This window comes from Micromonospora sp. ATCC 39149, assembly GCF_000158815.1.
Taxonomy (GTDB): Bacteria; Actinomycetota; Actinomycetes; order Mycobacteriales; family Micromonosporaceae; genus Micromonospora.
The window spans coordinates 1,342,016-1,360,421 of the sequence record NZ_GG657738.1; the positions used below are offsets into that span (position 1 = coordinate 1,342,016).

The following is an 18,406-nucleotide window of genomic DNA, read 5'->3' on the forward strand; positions in this document are numbered from 1 at the left end:
CCCCGCCCGCCCCCGGTCACCCCTGTCCCCTTGTAGGAGGACGACCTGCTGGTGACCACGGTGGTCGGTGGCATCTACGGCACCCTGCGACACCGGGTGAGCCAGGGGCGCACCGCCGAACTGCCCCAACTCCTGCCCGTCCTGACGTACGCGATGACCGCGCCGTTTCTCGGCCCGGAGGCCGGCGGCCGGGTGGCACGGGCGGCCGACGCGGGAGCCGGGGGCGTCACCGCTCCCTGCGCCGTCGACCCGGCACGGCCACCCCGACGGGACGCCTGAGCGCCACGACCGGGCCGTCCCGGCCCTCGACCTGATCGCCGTCACACGGTCAGAAACCGCTGCGGTTTCTCACTATCAGCCACATTTCGCAGATCGACCGACTCCACTGGACATCGGTGTTGACCCACCCTTTACCCAGCGGTAACTTCGCCCTGCGACGACATCCAACACGCCGTGCGCAAACCAATTCAGATCACCGGCCCGCTCCGCGACGCGGACTCCCGCATTGTCGCGGACAAATCGATCTCGAAGAGGAGCCGTCATGTCGGACGACACCGTACCCACCGAGCCGGTCCCGCCCTCCGGCGGCGTGCGCTGGCGGCGGTTCGCGGTCAGCCTGGCCGCCGCCGGAATTGGTGCCGCCGGAATGGTGCTGCTCACCGCCCAGGGGGTGCTCGGCGCGCAGTTCGCGATCTCCGGCATGCCCTTCGTCGTCACCGCCGACAAGCTCGACGGGACCGGGTTCGAGCAGTTCGCCACCATCGACCAGATGATCGAGGACAGCCCCAACCAGGGCGACACCGGCGGCCAAATCGTCGTGCTCGTCTCGGCGATCGACAAGGCCGAGCTGACCAACCTGTGCCAGAGCATCAACCTCGGCGGCATGTACATGAAGCTCACCGCCGGCAACAACGGGAAACCGGTGAGCGCCCGCACCCTCGTCGTCGACTCCGACGAGATCTCCGGCAACGCGTCGTTCACGTCGATCGACATCGGCCAGGACGCCAGCACGCTGGACAAGGTGCCCGGCGTGCGGGGCAACCCGGGCGTCTTCGGCCAGCAGGCCGACAAGGTGAGCATCACGGGGCTACGGCAGAACAACTACGCGACCACGGCCGCCGTGTTCACCCTGCCGAACCTGCGGATGCGGTTCACCGCCGAAGGCTGCTGAGATGCCCGAGGGTGGCGTGGCGCCCCGGGTCGACGGTCCCGCCGCGGGGCCGATCTCCGGCGGCGCCGGGCGGACGGTCGGCCGGTGGCGGGCCTGGCGGCGCAGCCGCCCCTTCTGGGGTGGCCTGCTGGTCGCCATCGGCGGCGCCGAGATCCTCGTGACACTGCGCGCGCCGCTGCCGGTGATCCTGCACATCGGGCCACAGGGGCTGGCCGGGTACCTCGTGCCGGTCATCCTGCTGCTGTGCGGCGTGCTGCTCCTGGCCCACCCGCCGCAGCGGCTCTTCTACGCGCTCGTCTCCCTGGTGCTCGCCCTGGTCTCCTGGCTGACCTCCAACCTGGGCGGCTTCTTCGTCGGGATGCTGCTCGCGCTGGTCGGCGGCTGCCTCGCGTTCGCCTGGACCCCGGTCAAGGCCGCCCGGCGCGGCTAGCGGGCGGGGTGGCCGGCGGTGTCCCGGACCGCCTCGGCGAAGACCTCGGAGCGGTGCTCGAAGTTGCGGAACCGGCCGTAGCTGGGCGCGGCCGGCGAGAGCAGCACCACCCCGTCGGCCGGGGTCAACTCCCGGGCCCGGCGCACGGCGGCCACCAGGTCGTCCACCACTTCGGCCCGCACCCGCGGCAGCCCGGCCAGGGTGGCCACGATCCGCTGCCCGCTGTCCGGGATGCCGAGCACGGTGATCTCCCGCTCGGCCAGGTGCTCCCGCAGCGGGGCGTAGTCCAGCCCCCGGTCGGCGCCGCCGACGATCACCGTCACCGGCCGCCCCTCGTACGCGTCGATGGCGTGCATCGCCGCGTACGGGCTGGTGGCCAGGGTGTCGTCGACGAAGGTGAGGCCCGACGGGTCGGCGATCTCGGTGAGCCGGTGGGCCAGGCCCTGAAACCCGGCGACCGCGACCGCGAGGGCGTCGGCGCGGGCCACCACGTCGACACCGAGCGCCGCGAGCACGGCGAGGGCGACGCAGAGGTTGCCCTCGTTGTGCCGACCCACCAGGGGCAGCACCGCGCGCGGAAACAGCGGCCGGTCGCCGAGGTGGAACCAGGGCGTGCCGTCCGGGCCCGGGGCCACGTGCGTGGTGTCCGGGGAGCCGGCGCGCACGGCTGGCCGGTCGCCCAACTCGGCGGCGAGCCGCGGGTCCGCCCCGTTGACCACGATCGTCTGCGGCCCGTGCGCGAGCAGGTTGAGCTTGTCCCGGTAGTACTCCCGCTCGCCGCCATGCGCGTCGAGGTGCTCGGGAAAGAGCGCGGTGACCACCGCGACGCGGGGCGAGTCGGTCAGGTCGGCGCACTGGTAGCTGGACAGCTCCAGCACGTACAGGTCGGCGTCGGGCAGATCGAGCAGCGGCACCCCGATGTTGCCGCCGAAGACGTTCGGCCGGTCGACCGCCGTGAGCAGGTGGCTGATCAGGCTGGACGTGGTGGACTTGCCCTTGCTGCCGGTCACCCCGACGGTCCGCCGGGCGTGGTCGGCCATCCACAGCGCGCTGCCCTGGGTGACGGTGACGCCCCGGCCGCGCAGCTCGACCAGCCACGGGTGGGTGTTCGGCACCCCGGGCGAGCGGACCACCACCTCGGCGGCGGCCAGCCGGGCGAAGCCCTCCTCGCCGGTGACCAGCGGGGCCGCCTCGGCCAGCGGCCCCTCCCAGGGTAGGGCCAGGAAGTTGGCGCTGTCGTCGACCGCGACCAGGTCCGCCGGGCCGTGCGCGGCGATCGCGATCACCGCCGCCCGGCCCTCCCGGCCGGCGCCCCAGACGGCGACGGTACGTCCGCGCAGGTCAGACAGGCGCACAGGTGATCTCCTCCACGGTGGGGCACGTCAGCAGGCCGGGTCCGGCGCAGCCGGGCACGACCGGACGAACCAGGGCCTAGTATGGCGTGTGCCCAACGAGCAGCTCCGGCGGATGGACGCCTTCACCTTCCCGTCCTACTCGATCGACCTCGCCACCGGCGAGGCGTTGTTCGACTACGCCCTCACCGGTCCCGACGGCGAGCAGCGGTTCACCGAGGTGATCACCCTGCCGCTGCCGGCCGAGCCGCCGTCCGACGCCACGGTGGCGACCCTCGGTCGGGTCCTGGAACTGCTGCACGTGGTCGCCGGCGTCAGCTACTACAAGGCCGCCGCGCCCCGCCGGCTGGTGCTGCCGGCGCCGCTGGGCGAGGCCGCCGCCGCGCTGGTCACGGCCGTCTACACCAAGGGCCTCGCCGAGTACGCGTACCGCAACCAGCTCCCGCACGTGCTGGAGCTGACCCCGGAGATCCCCGCGGGGTCGGTGCCGCCCGCCCGCGAGTACGACAACTCGGACCTGCGGCCACTGTCGGCCGTCGGCGGCGGCAAGGACTCCATCGTCAGCCTGGAGGCGCTGCGCCGCGCCGGCCTCGACCCGGTGCCGTTCTCGGTGAACCCGAACCACGTCATCGTCGCGGTCAACGAGGCGTCCGGGCTGGCCCCCCTCGCGGCCCGGCGGCGCATCGACCCGGTGCTGTTCGACCTCAACGCCGCCGGCGCCCGCAACGGGCACATCCCGGTCACCGCGATCAACTCGCTGATCGCGGTCGCCACGGCGGTGCTCAACAGGCTCGGCCCGGTGGTGATGTCCAACGAGCGGTCCGCGTCCGACCCGAACCTGGTCTGGAACGGACACGAGATCAACCACCAGTGGTCCAAGGGGGTGGAGGCCGAAGGGCTGCTGCGGGCAGCGCTGGCCGAGCACGCCGGGCTCACCGAGCCGTACTTCTCGCTGCTGCGCTCGCTGTCCGAACTGCACATCGCCCGGCTCTTCGCCCAGATCGACCGGTACGACGACGTGGTGACGAGCTGCAACGCCGCGTTCAAGCTGCGCGACGCGAGCGAGCGCTGGTGCCGCGACTGCCCGAAGTGCCGGTTCGTCTTCCTGGCCATGGCGCCGTTCATGCCGCGCGAGCGGGTCGTGCACATCTTCGGCGGGGACCTGCTGGCCGACGAGACCCAGATCCCCGGGTACCGGGAGCTGCTCGGCGTGGACGGGCACAAGCCGTTCGAGTGCGTCGGCGAGGTCGAGGAGTCGGTGGTCGCGCTCAGCCTCCTCGCCGAGCAGGACCAGTGGCGCGACGCCCCGGTCGTCCGCGCCCTCGTCGACGCCGTCCCGGAGACCGCCTGGTCGGCGGCGGCGACCTCGGACGTCTTCACCCCCGGCGGCCCCCACCACATTCCACCCCCCTACGCCAAGGCCCTCGCGCAGTGACCAGCACGGCGGGCGGGGGTCACGGGGTGCGGATGGCGTCCAGGGCCAGCAGGGCCACGTGCAGGGAGAGACACGCCTCCACCGAGTCGAGGTCCACGTCGAGGACCCGGGCGATGCGGGCCAGCCGCTCGTAGAACGCCGGCCGGGACAGGTGCGCCGCGGCAGCCGCCGCCGACTTGTTCCGGCCCTGCTCCAGGTACGCCCGCAGGGTGCCCAGGAGCTGCTCCCGGGGGTGCCGGGCGTCGTACGCCAGCAGGGCACCCAGCTCGCGCTCGACGAAGGTCTGCAGGCGCGGCTCGTCCCGCAGCAGGTGCAGCAGGCCGGCCAGCCCGACGTGCGGCAGCCGGAAGATCGGCAGGTCCCGACGGTCCCGACGGGCCGCGTCGGCGACCTGCCGCGCCTCCACCAGCGAGCGGCGCGCCTCCCGCAGGCTAGCCACCCCGGAGCCTGCGGCGACGATCACCGCGCCGGGCCCGACCCCCCGGGCCGGGGCGGGTTCCGTCACCCGGGCCGGGGCGGGTTCGGCGGCCCTCGACCCGGCGGCGTCGACCCGGTTGCGGCGCAGTGCGGCGGCGAACCCGGCCAGCGCCCGCTCCTCGGTCGCCGGGTCGGGCAGGGCCAGCAGCACGCCGACGGCCTGGTCGTCGACGGCGCTGCTCAGCCCGGTCAGCTTCGCCTCCCGCAGGGCCTGCCCCACCGCCTCGGACAGGTCCCGCAGCCGGGCTGGGCCCGCTTCCGGGTCGACCGGCGGAGCCCCGTCGGCGGCCGGCTCGTCGGTCCGGTAGCGCACCACGACGCCGACCAGGTGCCGGCGGTCCAGCACCACCCCGAGCGCCCGCGCGCGCAGGGCCACCTCGTCCACCGGGCGGGAGTGGTCCAGCAGGGCGGTGAGCAGCGTACGGTGGATCTGCCGCTCCAGCCCCTCGGCGTCACGGCGGATCAGCCGGCCCAGCGCGAGGGTCGAGGCGGCCCGCTCGACGAGGATGGTCAGCCGGGTCGGCGGGGCCACGGGCGGCGGGGCGACGCTGGCGGGGTCCGACTCCGGCCCGCCGTCGCCGGCCGGCGCGTAGGTGGTCAGCTCGCCGCCGCCCGACCAGCGCAGCAGTAGCCGCCCCCAGTCCTGCCCCCGGGCCCCGACGGTGGTCACCAGCCAACCCCGGTCCGGGTCGTACGCGGTCCGTCCGGGCGGGCTGATCCGCCGCGAGTGCTGCTCCCAGCCGTCCAGCAGCAGCTCGGCGCTCTCCCCCGCCGGGTCGTACGCGAGCACCTGCCGCGACAGGTTCTCCAGCGACCACCGGGCAGCCGGACAACTCGGCGGCCTGCCGGACCACCTCGGCCGGGCCGGCGCCCTCGACCGACAGCTCGGTGAACCGCTGGTGGATCTCCTCGGTCGCCCGCAGCTCGGTGAGCTGGGCGTCGACGATCAGCGCGTGCACGGCCTCGGTGACCCGCACGAACGGGGTGGCCCGGCGCAGCTCGACCAGGGGCAGCCCGCGCCGGGCGGCGGCGGCGGCCATCACCCGGGGCACCCCGCTGACGTACCGGCGGCCCAGCTCGACGACGAGACCGGAGACCCCGACGTCCGCCAGCCCGCCGATGAACGCGCGCAGTCCGGCGTCGTCGGCGGGCAGTCCGATGCCGGTGGTGAGCACCAGCTCGCCGCCGCGCAGCAGGGTGGCGATGTCGGGCACCTCCGCCACGTGCACCCAGCGCACCGGCCGGTCCAGACCGGCCTGTCCCGCCACGAGGCGGGGCGCCCCGTGGCGAACCGGGTCGAGCGCGAGCACCTCACGGACGGTAGGGAACACGGGCGACACGCTACCGTCCGTGACCCCGAACCTGAACAGGTCGCCGCTTTTGAACAGGTCCGCCGGGCCCGGGTGTCGCGCAGGGCCACGCCGAGCTCCATCGCGGCGCGGTCGAAGCGCCCTCGTTGTCGGCGGAGGAGGACGCCCCCGGGAGGCGATGGCCTCCGCGCCGCCCTGCGGCATCGCGCCGATCAGCCCGGTCGAGGCCGCCTGCGCGGCGCCGACCATCCGCTGGGAGGGCCCGCCGCCGACCATGCCGAGGGAGGCGTACTGCTCCAGCTTCGCCCGCGAGTCGGCGATGTCCAGGTTGCGCATGGTGAGCTGGCCGATCCGGTCCGACGGGCCGAACGCCGAGTCCTCGGTACGCTCCATCGACAGCTTGTCGGGGTGGTAGCTGAACGCCGGGCCGGTGGTGTCCAGGATCGAGTAGTCCTCGCCCCGGCGCAGCCGCAGGGTCACCTCGCCGGTGACCGCCGTGCCGACCCAGCGCTGCAACGACTCGCGCAGCATCAGCGCCTGCGGGTCCAGCCAGCGGCCCTCGTACATCAGCCGGCCGAGGCGGCGGCCCTCGTTGTGGTAGTTCGCCAGGGTGTCCTCGTTGTGGATGGCGTTGACCAGCCGCTCGTACGCGGCGTGCAGCAGCGCCATGCCGGGTGCCTCGTAGATGCCCCGGCTCTTGGCCTCGATGATCCGGTTCTCGATCTGGTCCGACATGCCCAGGCCGTGCCGGCCGCCGATGGCGTTGGCCTCCAGCACCAGGTCGACGGAGCTGCCGAACTCCTTGCCGTTGATCGTCACCGGGCGGCCCTGGTCGAAGCCGATCGTGACGTCCTCGGTCGGGATCTCCACCGACGGGTCCCAGAACCGGACTCCCATGATCGGGTTGACCGTCTCGATGCCGGTGTCGAGGTGTTCGAGGGTCTTCGCCTCGTGCGTCGCGCCCCAGATGTTGGCGTCGGTGGAGTATGCCTTCTCGGTGCTGTCCCGGTACGGCAGGCCGCGTTCGAGCAGCCACTCCGACATCTCCTTGCGCCCGCCCAGCTCGGTGACGAAGTCGGTGTCGAGCCACGGCTTGTAGATGCGCAGCTGCGGGTTGGCCAGCAGGCCGTACCGGTAGAAGCGCTCGATGTCGTTGCCCTTGAACGTCGAGCCGTCGCCCCAGATCTGGACGTCGTCGGAGATCATCGCCCGCACCAGCAGGGTCCCGGTCACGGCCCGGCCCAGCGGGGTGGTGTTGAAGTACGCCCGCCCGCCCGAGCGGATGTGGAAGGCCCCACAGGTCAACGCGGCCAGGCCCTCCTCGACCAGGGCGGCGCGGCAGTCGACCAGCCGGGCGACCTCGGCGCCGTAGCTGAGCGCGCGACCGGGCACCGAGGCGATGTCGGGCTCGTCGTACTGGCCGATGTCGGCGGTGTAGGCGCAGGGGACGGCGCCCTTGTCGCGCATCCACGCGACCGCGACCGAGGTGTCGAGGCCGCCGGAGAAGGCGATGCCGACACGTTCGCCGATGGGCAGGGAGGTGAGAACCTTGGACACGGGGAAGATTATTCATCAGGACGCATGGTCATGCAAGCCGAAGCGTCCGGACGGCACCGGCAGCTACCCGTCGCCGAACGGCGGATCGTCGCGGCCCAGCTCCCAGCAGGCCACGGCGGTCGCGGCGGCGACGTTCAGCGAGTCCACGCCGCGCCGCATCGGAATCACCACCCGGGCGTCGCTGGCGTCCAGCGCCGCGCGGGTCAGCCCCGCCCCCTCCGCGCCGAGCAGCAGCGCCGACCGGGCCCGCTGGGCGACGGTCAGCCGCTGGATCGGCACCGCGTCCGGGGCCGGGGTCATCGCCAGCACGGTGAAACCGGCGGCCCGCACCCCGGCCAGCGCTTCCGGCCAGGGCTCCAGCCTGGCATACGGCACGGCGAAGACCTCGCCCATGCTGACCCGGACACTGCGCCGGTACAACGGGTCGGCGCAGGACGGCGAGAGCAGCACGGCGTCCACCCCCAGCGCGGCCACGGCCCGGAAGATCGCGCCGAGGTTGGTGTGGTTGTTGACGTCCTCCAGGATCACCGCCCGCCGCGCGTCGGCGAGCACCCCGGCGGCATCCGGCAGCGGCTTGCGCCGGAACGAGGCGAGCACCCCCCGGTGCACGTGGAAGCCGGTGGCCCTCTCCAACACGTCCGGGGTGGCCGCGTACACCGGGGCGTCGCCGGTGTCGAGGTCGGCGAGCTGGTCCACCCGTTTGGCGTCGACCAGGAACGACCGGGCCGGATAGCCGGCCCGCAGCGCCCGGCGCAGCACCAGCTCCCCCTCGGCGATGAACAGGCCGTGTGGCGGCTCCCACCGGGTACGCAGCTCCACGTCGGTGAGCGCCCGGTAGTCGGCGATCCGGTCGTCGTCGGGGTCGGTGATCTGGTGGACGAGCACCCGGCCCACCTTAGGTGCAAGGAAGGGCCCCTTGTTAACGCATACGGTAGAGAAGGGTCCCCTTCTCACCACGCCTCGGCAGGGAAGGCGGCGCGTGGGATCTGCTTTCCGGCCGCGCCGCCGACCGGACCGCTCAGCCGGTGAGGCCGGCGTCGCGGGCAAGCAGGGCAGCCTGCACCCGGTCGGTCACCCCGAGCTTGGCGAAGACCGCGGAGAGCTGGTTGCGTACCGTCTTCTCGCTGAGCCCGAAGCGCCGCGCGATGCGGGCGTTGGTCTCGCCGGTCGCCAGGTGCCGCAGGATGTCCCGCTCGCGGGGGGTCAGCCGGTCGAACGGCGGCGGCAGCTCGACCGGCTGGCGTTGCAGGGTGGTCAGCACCTGCGGGCCGACCCGGGGGCCGAGGACGAGGCCACCACCGGCCACCGTGCGCAGGGCGTCGATGATCACATCCGGATCGGTGTCCTTGAGCACGTAGCCCCGGGCGCCGGCCCGCAGCGACCGGTTCACCACGTCCTCGTCGTCGGCCATGGTCAGCATGAGCACCCTGGTCTCCGGCCGGGACAGCAGGATCCGCCGGGTCGCTTCCACCCCGTCGCCGTCGGGCAGCGCCACATCCATCGCGACGACCCCCACCCGGTCGGCCACGACGCTGCTGACCGCCTCGGCACAGGTGGCCGCCTCGGCGATGCCGTCGACCCAGCTCTCCCCTTCGAGCATCGTCCGCAGACCGCGCCGGACCACCGGATGGTCGTCAACGATCAGCACCCGAATCCGCTCGACCATCCCCGTCGCCCCGCTCCCTGCCCTGTCGTCCCGTCGGTACGCCGTCATCCTCTCAGTCGGCCCGACCCCCCGCACCGGCGTCGGGCGCCGGCGGGATCGCAGCGTCCACTCCGGACGTCGCGGGCCCGTCGGGCGCCGGCGGGGCATCGGATACGGGTCGGCACGGCAGCCGTACCCGGATCAGGGTGCCCCCCGGCTCCCGGCCGGTCACCTCGCACTCGCCCCCCAGCTCGGCGGCGCGTTCCCGCATCGAGTCCAGCCCCACCCCGCCCGGCCGGGGGCCGGCGATGCCGACGCCGTCGTCGGACACCTCGATCACCAGCGTCCGACCCCGCCGCACCACCACCTCGCACGAGTGGGCCCGCGCGTGCCGGGCCACGTTTGCCAGCGCCTCCCCCACGATCCGGTAGGCCGCCACCTCGACGGCGGCCGGCAGCCGGGGCAGGGCGTCCTCGATCCGCAACCGCACGGTCAGGTTCGGCCCGTCGAAGCGTTGGCACTCGGCCCGCAGCGCCGACTCCAGTCCCCGGTCGAGGGCGGCCGGGCGCAGCTCGTCGACGAGTTGGCGCACCTCGCCGGTGCAGGTGCGCAGGTCGTCGGCGAGCCCGTCGAGGATCTGGGTCAACCGTTCCTGGTCGGTGCCGGCGAGCTTGCGGGCCGCCCGTACCTGCATGGACATGCCGGCGAAGGCCGGGCCCAGGCCGTCGTGCAGGTCGCGGCGCAGGCGTCGCCGTTCCTCCTCGCGCGCCATGACCAGCCGTTCCCGGGACTCCCGCAGGTCACCGATCAGCCGGGCGGACGCCGCCGCCACCGAGGCGTGCAGCGCGACGTCGCTGAGCAGCCGGCGTTCGAGCGGGGTGAACCGGGCGCCGGCCGCCCGGTGAGCCACCACCAGCCGCCCCACCCGTTGGCCGTGGGTCACCATGTCGAACCGCTCGACCGAGGTGGTGGCCCGGCCGTGCTCGGCGTGTAGCTGCCCCGGCCGGCCGGCGTCGTCGCCGAGTTCCACCGCCACGTACGGCACCTGGAGCGAACGGGCGATCGTGCCGGTGAGCAACGGCAGCACCGCCTGCGGCTCCACCGTCCGTTCCAGCAGGTCACCCAGTCGGGCCAGAACCGCGTACGGCTCGTCGCGGTCGCCGTAGAGCAGTCGGTTCACGCCGCGCTGCACCCGGTGCCGCAGCGGCTCGAAGGTGACCGCGATCAGGCCGGTCGCCACCAGGGAGGCGTTGGAGGTGTCGCCCCGCAGCACGAGGTCGCGCAGCAACGCCACGGTGGCCACGAAGGCGGCGATCACCAGCAGGCTCATCACCAGCCAGACCAGGGTGCGGTTGATCACCTGCTCCAGCCCGTACAGCCGGTACCGGAGCACGGCCAGGGTCATCGCGCCGGGGACGGCGACCACCATCAGCACCCAGGCCCCGGCGAGGTTCATCCAGTCCAGCCCGAAGCCGAGCAGGAAGAGCGCGCCGGCCGCCAGCAGGCAGGCGAGTTGCTGGCGGGCCTCACCGGTGGCCCGCCGCCAGCGCCCGGCCAACGCTCCGAGCACCCCGACCACCAGCAGCAGCTCGACGGCGATCGTGACCAGGGCGATCCGGACCAGCAGTTGCGCCTCGCGGGTGGCCGCCGGCGCGGCGGACAGGAGCAGTGGCATGGGTCGCTGGTGGCGGCCACCGCCAGGGCGACGGCCGCGACCCCGGTGGTGACGACGAGCCCGGCGGCGACCGGACGCCAGCGCCGGCCGGGCAGCCGGCCGTCCGGGAAGACCAGCAGGGCCAGGAAGATCAGGCCGTACGGCGGCCACCAGAGCCACTGGCTCAGCCAGGCCACCGGTGCCAGGCGCGGCCAGCTCAACGCCAGGACGGCCAGGCCGGCGGTGAGCCCGGCCGTCACCATCAGCCTCCCGACGAGGTGTCCGGGCACCCCGGCGAGCACCAGGCCACCGAGGGCGGTGAACGAGACCGCGATCGCGCCGGTCAGCGCGACCAGCCCGCCCGATGCCGAATCGTGCTCGCGCCACTGCCCGATCAGGACGAGTACGGCGATGGCCAGGCCCAGCGCGGCCAGGCCACGGCGGGGGGCGGTCGGTGTGCCGGCGGTCGGCGGCAAGGTGTGCCCTCCGGGCGGTCGTGGTGGTCGGACGGTCCGGCTGGCTGGCCGTACCCGGCGTGGTGCTCCCGGTGCGGGGCGACTCAGTCCGCCCAGCCGGCCGCGTGCATGGCGTTGTGCATCCAGTTGCCGCTGTCGTGTTCGAGGTGGTCGGGCAGAGCGCCGAGGTCGGACGACAGGTCCGGGCCGTCGAGGGCGGGCACCCCGGCTAGGGCGTCCTCAAGGGAGATCCGGGACTGGGCGAGCACGTCCGGATGGTCGCGGACGTACCGCACCAGGTGGCTCAGGACGGCCCGCAACCGCGCCCGGACGGCCTCGGGGTCGGCCGCGTCGTTGCCGGTCTGGAGGTCCTCCAGCCGCCAGTCCGCGGAGAAGTGGGGGTGCAGCCGGCAGCCGGTGACGTCGAAGAACTCGACGCCGCCGCCGAGCTTTTCGCCGTGGTCGGCGGCCGCGAGCAGCTCGGCGAGGTTCTGGTAGACGTGGCAGAAGGTGTCGTTCGCGGCGATCAGCAGGATTCGCCGATCGGCGCCGGTGTTCAGGGTCATGCCTGCTCCTCGGATGATTGCCTGCTCGCCGGCTCCGGTTCCTCCGGCCCGGCGCAGCGTAGGTGACGGGCGTCCACAGTGGCACCGGCCGTGGGGACCGGTGGCCGTCGGCGAACGTCCCGCTCATCGTCACCCGAGCGGTGTCCCGCCGGCCCGGGGCGGACGTCCCGGGCCGGCGGGCCGGTGCGGCACCTGCGGATCAGTGCAGGTTCGTGTTGGTCGCCCGCGTCATGTCGACCGCCGCGCTGACCTTCGGCAGTCCCTCGGTGTGGGTGCCGGAGCGCAGCCGCCCCGACCAGTGGTCGTAACGCTGCTGGAGCAGGGCGAGCCGGGCGGCGGCCGTGCCGGCCAGGCAGCCGCTCACCGGCTCCCGCGGCTTGTCGGCGATGTCCGCCTGCACGCAGCCGACGCCGTACTGACCCTGGTTGAGCTGCGGGTCGAAGCCGGACTTGTCCCCGGCGCACGCGTCCCAGTCCACCGTCTGCTCGCAGCCGGCGTAGTTGACGACCGCCTGCGTGAACGCGTTGTAGAGGTGCTGGTTGAGCGACTGGTCGGCGTCGTTACGCGGGCGGGTGTAGTCGGCGGGCAGCCCGTTGGCACCGAAGAGCAGCGCGTTGAGACTGTCGTCCTGCTCCAGCGCACTGGCCCAGCCCAGCTCGGTGTACGCCTGGAGCATCCGCAGCGCGTTGGACACGGCCTTGCCCCGCTGCCACAGCGTCTGGGCCACCTCCCAGGTGTCGGGGCTCGGCGGGTTGGGCCCGGTGCCGGCCCGCATCACCCGGTAGAAGTACTTCTGCCGGCCGGCGAGCATGGCCGCCGCCTTCGTCCGGGCGGTCGCCGTCTGGGCCGTGCTCACCGGGATGGCCGCCGACTCGAACGCCGCCCGGTACGTGCCCCAGCGCTCGTTGAGGTACTTGTTCTCGTCGTAGCAGTAGCCGCTGGGCGTCGGTGACGTCGTGCTCCACGAGCAGTACGTGCCGATCGGGAAGACCCGGGTCGCGGTCTGCACCGTCTGCCAGTCGCCGGTGGCCCACTTGACCCGGGACCGCAGCGTGATCTGGAGATCCCCGCTCCAGGTGTGGAACCGCGGGCCCTCGTTCTCCTCGACGTTGACGAACTGGGCCTCGTAGCAGGTGGCGAAGGTCGGCTTGTGCCCCGGCGGCATCGCGTGGTGGGTCAGGTGGAAGGGGTTGGGCAGGTTGGCGCGACGGATCGTGGCCGGCACCGAGCGGGCGGGCCGGTTGACGGTGGTGGTGCAGCCGCCCATCGACTCGGTCTCCGGGATCCGGTTGGCGGCCGGGAGTTCCTGGTCCGGGCTGCCCCACATGTCGTGCACCGGCGCGGGCTGGTCGTTGCCGTTCCAGATGACGCCCTTGCGCACATTCTCCACCTGCTGGTTCCAGGCGACGACCGCGTTGCGGTAGTCGGCCATCAGCCTGGTGAACAGGTCGTTGGTGGTACCGTCGGCCTTCGGGCGGTTGAACTCCCGCACCCGCTCGTTGATCGTGTCGCCGGCGACGGCGACGGCGGCGGCCCGCCCGGGGCTGACCTGGACGGCGTACGCCGGGTTCTCCAGTTGCAGGATGTTGTAGACGCGGGCGGCGGTGTTCCAGGCGGCGGCGTTGGCGACCGGCCCGGTGGTCCAGGTGCCGCCGACCTTGTTGCGGGCCCACTGCGACAGGTAGTTGATCGAGCCCTCGGGCAGGTAGAGGTCGAGTACGCCCACCGGGTCGGCGAGGCTGGTGCCGGCCGGGGCGGTGAAGGTGCCCTCCTGCGCCGCGTCGACGGTGGCGAACTTGAAGGTGGGCGACTCGGCCTTCGGGTAGTACGTGTTGACGTAGTCGGGAATCGGCTGGCCGGTGATCTCCCGGTGGTGCACGTAGGTGGTGATGACCGAGTTCAGCTCGGACCGCGCGATGTTCTCCAGCGCGACGTGGGTGGCGAGCGCCATCGAGTCGACCTTGCGCTCGATGGTCTGCAACTGGGTGGCGATCCGACCGAGGTTGGCCCGCACCTCGTCGAGCGTCTTCAGCAGCTCGCCGAGCTGGGCGACCAGCCCGGAGTACATCTCCCTGAGCGCCGACTCGATCCGGTCGAACCGCTTGTCGATGCCCTGGGCCAGCCGGTTGATCTGGTCGCGGAGCTTGCCGATCTCGGCCCGGATGGCGGCGTTGGGGTCGCCCCCACCGGTGAACAGGCCGATCAGGCTGACCGCCGCGCCGAGCAGGTTGCCGGTCATCACCGCCGTGCCCATCGCGACCGCGGCGGTTCCGAGCCCCTGTCCGAGCACCGTCATCATGTAGGTGTTGATGGCGGTGACCGAGGTGACCACGGCCTTGCCGATGGTTTCGAGCTGCTTGCCGAAGCCGGGGTCGACGAAGCCGACCAGGGTGGAGAGCACGCTGACGGTGGATCCGAGGCCCTCGAATATGATCTTGTTCTCGGCGGTCTTCCGCTTCTCCTCGTCGATCACCGCCTGGCTGGGCTTCGGGTCCTCGTTCACCGGGTGGGCGGTGGACCGGGAGATCACCTCCTCCACCCGGGTCCGGCCGCCGGTGTCGAGCACGGCCAGTGCGGCCAACGCCCGCTCCTGCACCAACGCCCGGTAGGCGGTCGCGTCGTCACGCTCGTCACGGATCGCCGCGAGCGGCACGTAGTACCCGAGGGTTCCGGTGTTGCCGCCGGCCCGTGGCTCGTGGATCTTCGTGGCCAGCAGGGTGTCGACCGGGGTTCGGACCCCGGTGCCGGTGCGCCCCGCGAACGCGGTGTCCCACCCGGTGGCGAGCGCGTCGTCGGCGGCGGCCCGGCGGTGCAACTGCGTCCAGGTCGACCAGACCAGCTCCCGGGATCGGGCGTTCCAGGCCGCGTCCTGGTAACCGCCGCGGACCAGGTTCAGCGTCTCCGGCACCACGTTGGCGCCCTCCGCCCCGACGGTGCTGGTCAGGAAGGCGCGCACCGTGGGGCCGTTGGTGACCGCGCCGGTGCTGGTCGCCTGGCCGAGTCGGGCCAGGACAGCCATCGCCACGGCGAACCGGGAACGGTCGTCACCGGCGCTGTCGGGGACGGCGGCGTCGGCGACCGCCCGGGTGGCCGCCGCGTGCCCGGCCACCTGACCGGCGTCGGCCCCCTGGTGGGTGGCCCGCCAGTCCAACAGCTCGGCGGTGAGCAGGGCATCCTTCAGGCCGGCCACGCCGGCGTCACGGGTCTGCACGACCGCACCGAAGAGCGCGCCGTGCACCGTCTGCTCGTCGAAGGGCACCGGGTCGGCGGCCCGGGCGGGCGTCTGGTGCATCGTGACCAGCAGCGCCGCGCCGAGTGCCACGGCACCCCACCGGACGCCGGGCCTGCGGCGGCCTCCCCGGCGACCCAGCATGACGATACGGAGCCCCCCACCGCTTCCTGATCGTCGAATTGGTGCTTCCGCTGTCCTCACCGCTGCTCCTCTCGCCGGGCGGGTCCCCGCCCGCCTGCTGAGGACCCACCCTGGCGGTCCGGACGTCCCGGTGGGCAGGGACACTCGTCCTCCCGGCCGGGAGCACGTGGGCCCCGCAAGGGGCGTCGGGTTCAGCCGCGGCGGTTGAGCCAGCGCAGGACGTCCGGTGGGAGGTTCTCCTGCCGGCTCGGGGTGGGCGTCGGCTCCGGGGCCGGGCGGTGCACCTCGCCGGCCAGCTGACGGCTGGGCGGGGTGAAGTCGCGGACCGGCTGGCCGTCCACGGCGGTGCGGATCGTGCGGGCGACCGCGTCGATCACCTTCGCCTGCACGCTCGAGCCGACCCGGTCGCCCGGGTCGTCCGGGTTGGCGGCGATGCCGGCGACGGCGACCTGCGGGGTGAAGCCGACGAACGTCTCCGTGGCGGCCTGCTCCGAGCTGCCGGTCTTGCCGGCGACGGGGCGCCCGACGATCCGGTCCACGGCGGTGGCCGTGCCGCCGTCGCACTGGTGGTACGCGCTCTGCTGGCCGACCGGGCAGCGGGCCGCGTCGGTGGCCGCCCGGGCCACGTCGGCGTCGAGCACCCTGCGGCAGGACGGCTCGCCGACGTCGACCCTGTCGCCGTCGGCGGCGGTCACCGACACCACCGGCAGCGGGGCGCAGTACGTCCCCTCGGCGGCCACGGTGGCGTAGGCGTTGGCCAGGTCGAGGGGGGTGGTGGCGGCTACGCCGAGGGTGAACGACCCCCAGTTGGCGGCGTTGTCCCGGGCGAAGGCGGCGTCGGCGTCGGCGCGGAAGGTGATGCCGAGACGCTGGGCCATCTCCACCACCTTCGCCGGGCCGACCTGCTCGGACAGCCAGACGAAGTACGTGTTCACGGAGCGGCCGAAGCCGTCCCACATGGTGCGGTAGCCGTCCATCCACTGCGGGTTGGCGTTGGCGGGGCACCACTTCCCGCCGCAGCTGCCCTCCCCCTCGGCGGCATAGCGGGTGGGCAGCCGACTGGGCGCGTCGAAGCCGGTGGCCAGCTGCCTGCCGTTCTCCAGGGCGGCGAGCATGGTGAACAGCTTGAACGTCGACCCCGCCTGGTACCCGTCGACGCCGCCACCGCCGGAGATCAGCGGGTTGACGGTGTTGGGGTGGTTGGTCTGCCCGTCGGGGTTCGGGTCGAGGCTGTAGTGCCGGTTGACCGCCATGGCGAGCACCCGGCCGGTGCCGGGCTGCACGGCCGCGATGGGCAGGGCGCGCTTGTCGTCGTACCCGTAGACGGCGGTGGCCCGCTGCTGCGCGGTCTGCTGGATCTTCGGGTCCAGGGAGGTTACGACGGTGTAGCCGCCCCGGCGCAGCGCCTGCTCCCGTTCGGCGACGGTCGCGCCGAACGCGGGCTGGGTGAGCCACCACTGGCGCAGGTAGTCACAGAAGAAGCCCCAGTCGTCGTGGCCCTCGGCGACGGCGGTGCAGCCGTTGGGCTGCTGGGTGGGGTGCAGGGCCAGCTTCTCGGCCTTGGCCGTCGCGGCCTGCTCGGCGGTGATCGCGCCGGTGGCGGCCATCGCGTCGAGCACGTACGCCCGCCGGGTCAGGGCCGCGTCGGCGTCCCCGCCGATCGGGCTGTACGCGTCGGGCGACTGGACCAGGCCGGCGAGCAGGGCCGCCTCGGGCAGGGTCAGCTCGGCGGGGGACTTGGCGAAGTAGCGCTGGCTGGCCGCCGCGATGCCGTACGCGCCGGAGCCGAAGTACGCGATGTTGAGGTAGCGGTTGAGGATCTCGTCCTTGCTGAGCCGCTGCTCCAGCGCCGTGGCGTACCGGATCTCCTGGAGCTTGCGCCCGACGGTCTGCTCGGTGGCCGAGGCCCGCTGCTCGGCGGTGCGGTTGGGGTCGGTCTTGAGCACGTTGCGGACGTACTGCATGGTCAGCGTGGAGCCGCCCTGCTCGGTGCCGCCGCCGGTGACGTTGGCGACCAGGGCGCGGGCGATGCCGCGCAGGTCGGTGCCGCCGTGGGAGTAGAACCGGCGGTCCTCGGCGGCCACGATGGCCGCGCGCATCACCGGGGCGATCTCGGCCAGCGGCACGTCGGTGCGGTTGACGTCGTAGAACGTGGTGATCAGCGTCTTGCCGTCGTTGGCGTACAGGTACGACCGCTGCGGGGTCGCCGGGGTGCGCAGCGCCTCGGGCAGCGCCGCGTACGACCCGACGGCCGCCTGCGCGGCGTAGCCGAACAGCAGGTTGGCCGGGAGCGCGGCGGCGGCGAGGGCGAGGCCGGCGAGCAGTCCGGCCAGCAGCACGGTGAACAGCCGCGACAGCGGCGACCGGGGTGGCGGCATGACGCCAAGGATTGCCACGAAAGCCGCGATCCGACCACCCTCGGCGGCGGGTTGTCGGCTAATTCACCGCCCTCCGCCGGCAATCTGTCGGCCGATCACCGCCCGTCGACGCCCTTGTCCGGATCGCCGCGTCCCCGCGCCGGTACCGGAGGCTCCCCGCGGTGCCACGCCCCGGGACATCGAGCCGACCCCGCGCTGCCCGCCCGATAGCACGAACGGGGCAGGTCCATAGGGGCCGAGACGGGTACGTGCAGCCGCCGTGGTCTTGCTGGCCGGCCGGCTGCCAGGGCGCTGCCGGACGGTCACATCCACGGGTGGTGCGGTGCGGTCGCCGGCAACTGGCAAGCGGTCAACCGGCGGCGAGCGGGCCACCGCCGGCCCCCGGGGTCGCGCCGCCACCCGGCCCGGTCGCCGTGGCGACGCTGGCGCTGGCCGCGTCCCGGGCGATGGCGGCGGGGACGAGGCGGCCGGACCGGTAGCCGATGCCGATCCCGGCGACCAGCACGAAGATCGCCCCGAAGGTCTGCACCGAGCCGACCAGCGCGCCGCCGACGCCGAGCAGCGGAGCGGCGATCATCAGCATCGTGCCGTCGCCGAGGCTGA

At 73.4% G+C, this 18,406-nt stretch carries 11 protein-coding genes and 3 pseudogenes; 4 read left to right on the plus strand and 10 right to left on the minus strand.

Annotation, left to right across the window (positions count from 1 at the left end):
- Positions 1-51 precede the first annotated feature (51 nt).
- The 3 genes from MCAG_RS05365 (at position 52) to MCAG_RS05375 (ending at position 1,601) form a co-directional block, all read left to right on the plus strand.
- Positions 52-279: a hypothetical protein gene (locus tag MCAG_RS05365; protein ID WP_007071955.1), complete on the plus strand. Its 228-nt coding sequence runs from the start codon at positions 52-54 to the stop codon at positions 277-279.
- Positions 280-541: 262 nt separating this feature from the next.
- Positions 542-1,171 carry a DUF6230 family protein gene (locus tag MCAG_RS05370; protein ID WP_036372432.1) on the plus strand — a complete coding sequence of 210 codons (630 nt, stop codon included), beginning with the start codon at positions 542-544 and terminating at the stop codon, positions 1,169-1,171.
- Position 1,172: 1 nt separating this feature from the next.
- Positions 1,173-1,601 carry a DUF6114 domain-containing protein gene (locus MCAG_RS05375; RefSeq protein ID WP_232290091.1) on the plus strand — a complete coding sequence of 143 codons (429 nt, stop codon included), beginning with the start codon at positions 1,173-1,175 and terminating at the stop codon, positions 1,599-1,601.
- On the opposite strand, the gene murD is transcribed toward MCAG_RS05375, so the two are convergent.
- The gene (murD, locus tag MCAG_RS05380; protein WP_007071958.1) at positions 1,598-2,956 is read right to left on the minus strand and encodes a UDP-N-acetylmuramoyl-L-alanine--D-glutamate ligase; all 1,359 of its coding nucleotides are present in this window, start codon (positions 2,954-2,956) and stop codon (positions 1,598-1,600) included. The genes MCAG_RS05375 and murD overlap by 4 nt on opposite strands.
- A gap of 88 nt (positions 2,957-3,044) precedes the next feature.
- On the opposite strand from murD, the gene MCAG_RS05385 reads away from it, so the two are divergent.
- Positions 3,045-4,388: a hypothetical protein gene (locus MCAG_RS05385; RefSeq protein ID WP_007071959.1), complete on the plus strand. Its 1,344-nt coding sequence runs from the start codon at positions 3,045-3,047 to the stop codon at positions 4,386-4,388.
- Positions 4,389-4,407: 19 nt separating this feature from the next.
- Here MCAG_RS05385 and MCAG_RS05390 read toward each other — a convergent pair.
- The 9 genes and pseudogenes from MCAG_RS05390 to MCAG_RS05430 all read right to left on the minus strand — a co-directional run.
- Positions 4,408-6,196 (minus strand): annotated as a pseudogene (locus MCAG_RS05390) (PucR family transcriptional regulator).
- Positions 6,197-6,337: 141 nt separating this feature from the next.
- Positions 6,338-7,732 (minus strand): annotated as a pseudogene (argG, locus tag MCAG_RS05395) (argininosuccinate synthase); the annotation flags it as partial.
- A 63-nt stretch (positions 7,733-7,795) separates the two neighbouring features.
- Positions 7,796-8,617 carry an RNA methyltransferase gene (locus MCAG_RS05400; RefSeq protein WP_036376440.1) on the minus strand — a complete coding sequence of 274 codons (822 nt, stop codon included), beginning with the start codon at positions 8,615-8,617 and terminating at the stop codon, positions 7,796-7,798.
- Positions 8,618-8,750: 133 nt separating this feature from the next.
- Positions 8,751-9,398 carry a response regulator transcription factor gene (locus MCAG_RS05405; protein ID WP_036372435.1) on the minus strand — a complete coding sequence of 216 codons (648 nt, stop codon included), beginning with the start codon at positions 9,396-9,398 and terminating at the stop codon, positions 8,751-8,753.
- A gap of 52 nt (positions 9,399-9,450) precedes the next feature.
- Positions 9,451-11,052: a GAF domain-containing sensor histidine kinase gene (locus tag MCAG_RS05410; protein ID WP_157547906.1), complete on the minus strand. Its 1,602-nt coding sequence runs from the start codon at positions 11,050-11,052 to the stop codon at positions 9,451-9,453.
- 538 nt (positions 11,053-11,590) lie between these two features.
- Positions 11,591-12,052 (minus strand): hypothetical protein, encoded by a 462-nt coding sequence (locus MCAG_RS05415; protein WP_007071964.1) that lies wholly within the window; start codon positions 12,050-12,052, stop codon positions 11,591-11,593.
- Positions 12,053-12,251: 199 nt separating this feature from the next.
- The gene (locus MCAG_RS05420) at positions 12,252-15,374 is read right to left on the minus strand and encodes a hypothetical protein (RefSeq protein WP_007071966.1); all 3,123 of its coding nucleotides are present in this window, start codon (positions 15,372-15,374) and stop codon (positions 12,252-12,254) included.
- A gap of 242 nt (positions 15,375-15,616) precedes the next feature.
- Positions 15,617-17,803 carry a transglycosylase domain-containing protein gene (locus tag MCAG_RS05425; protein ID WP_083802201.1) on the minus strand — a complete coding sequence of 729 codons (2,187 nt, stop codon included), beginning with the start codon at positions 17,801-17,803 and terminating at the stop codon, positions 15,617-15,619.
- A 349-nt stretch (positions 17,804-18,152) separates the two neighbouring features.
- Positions 18,153-18,406, minus strand: a pseudogene (locus tag MCAG_RS05430) (hypothetical protein); the annotation flags it as partial.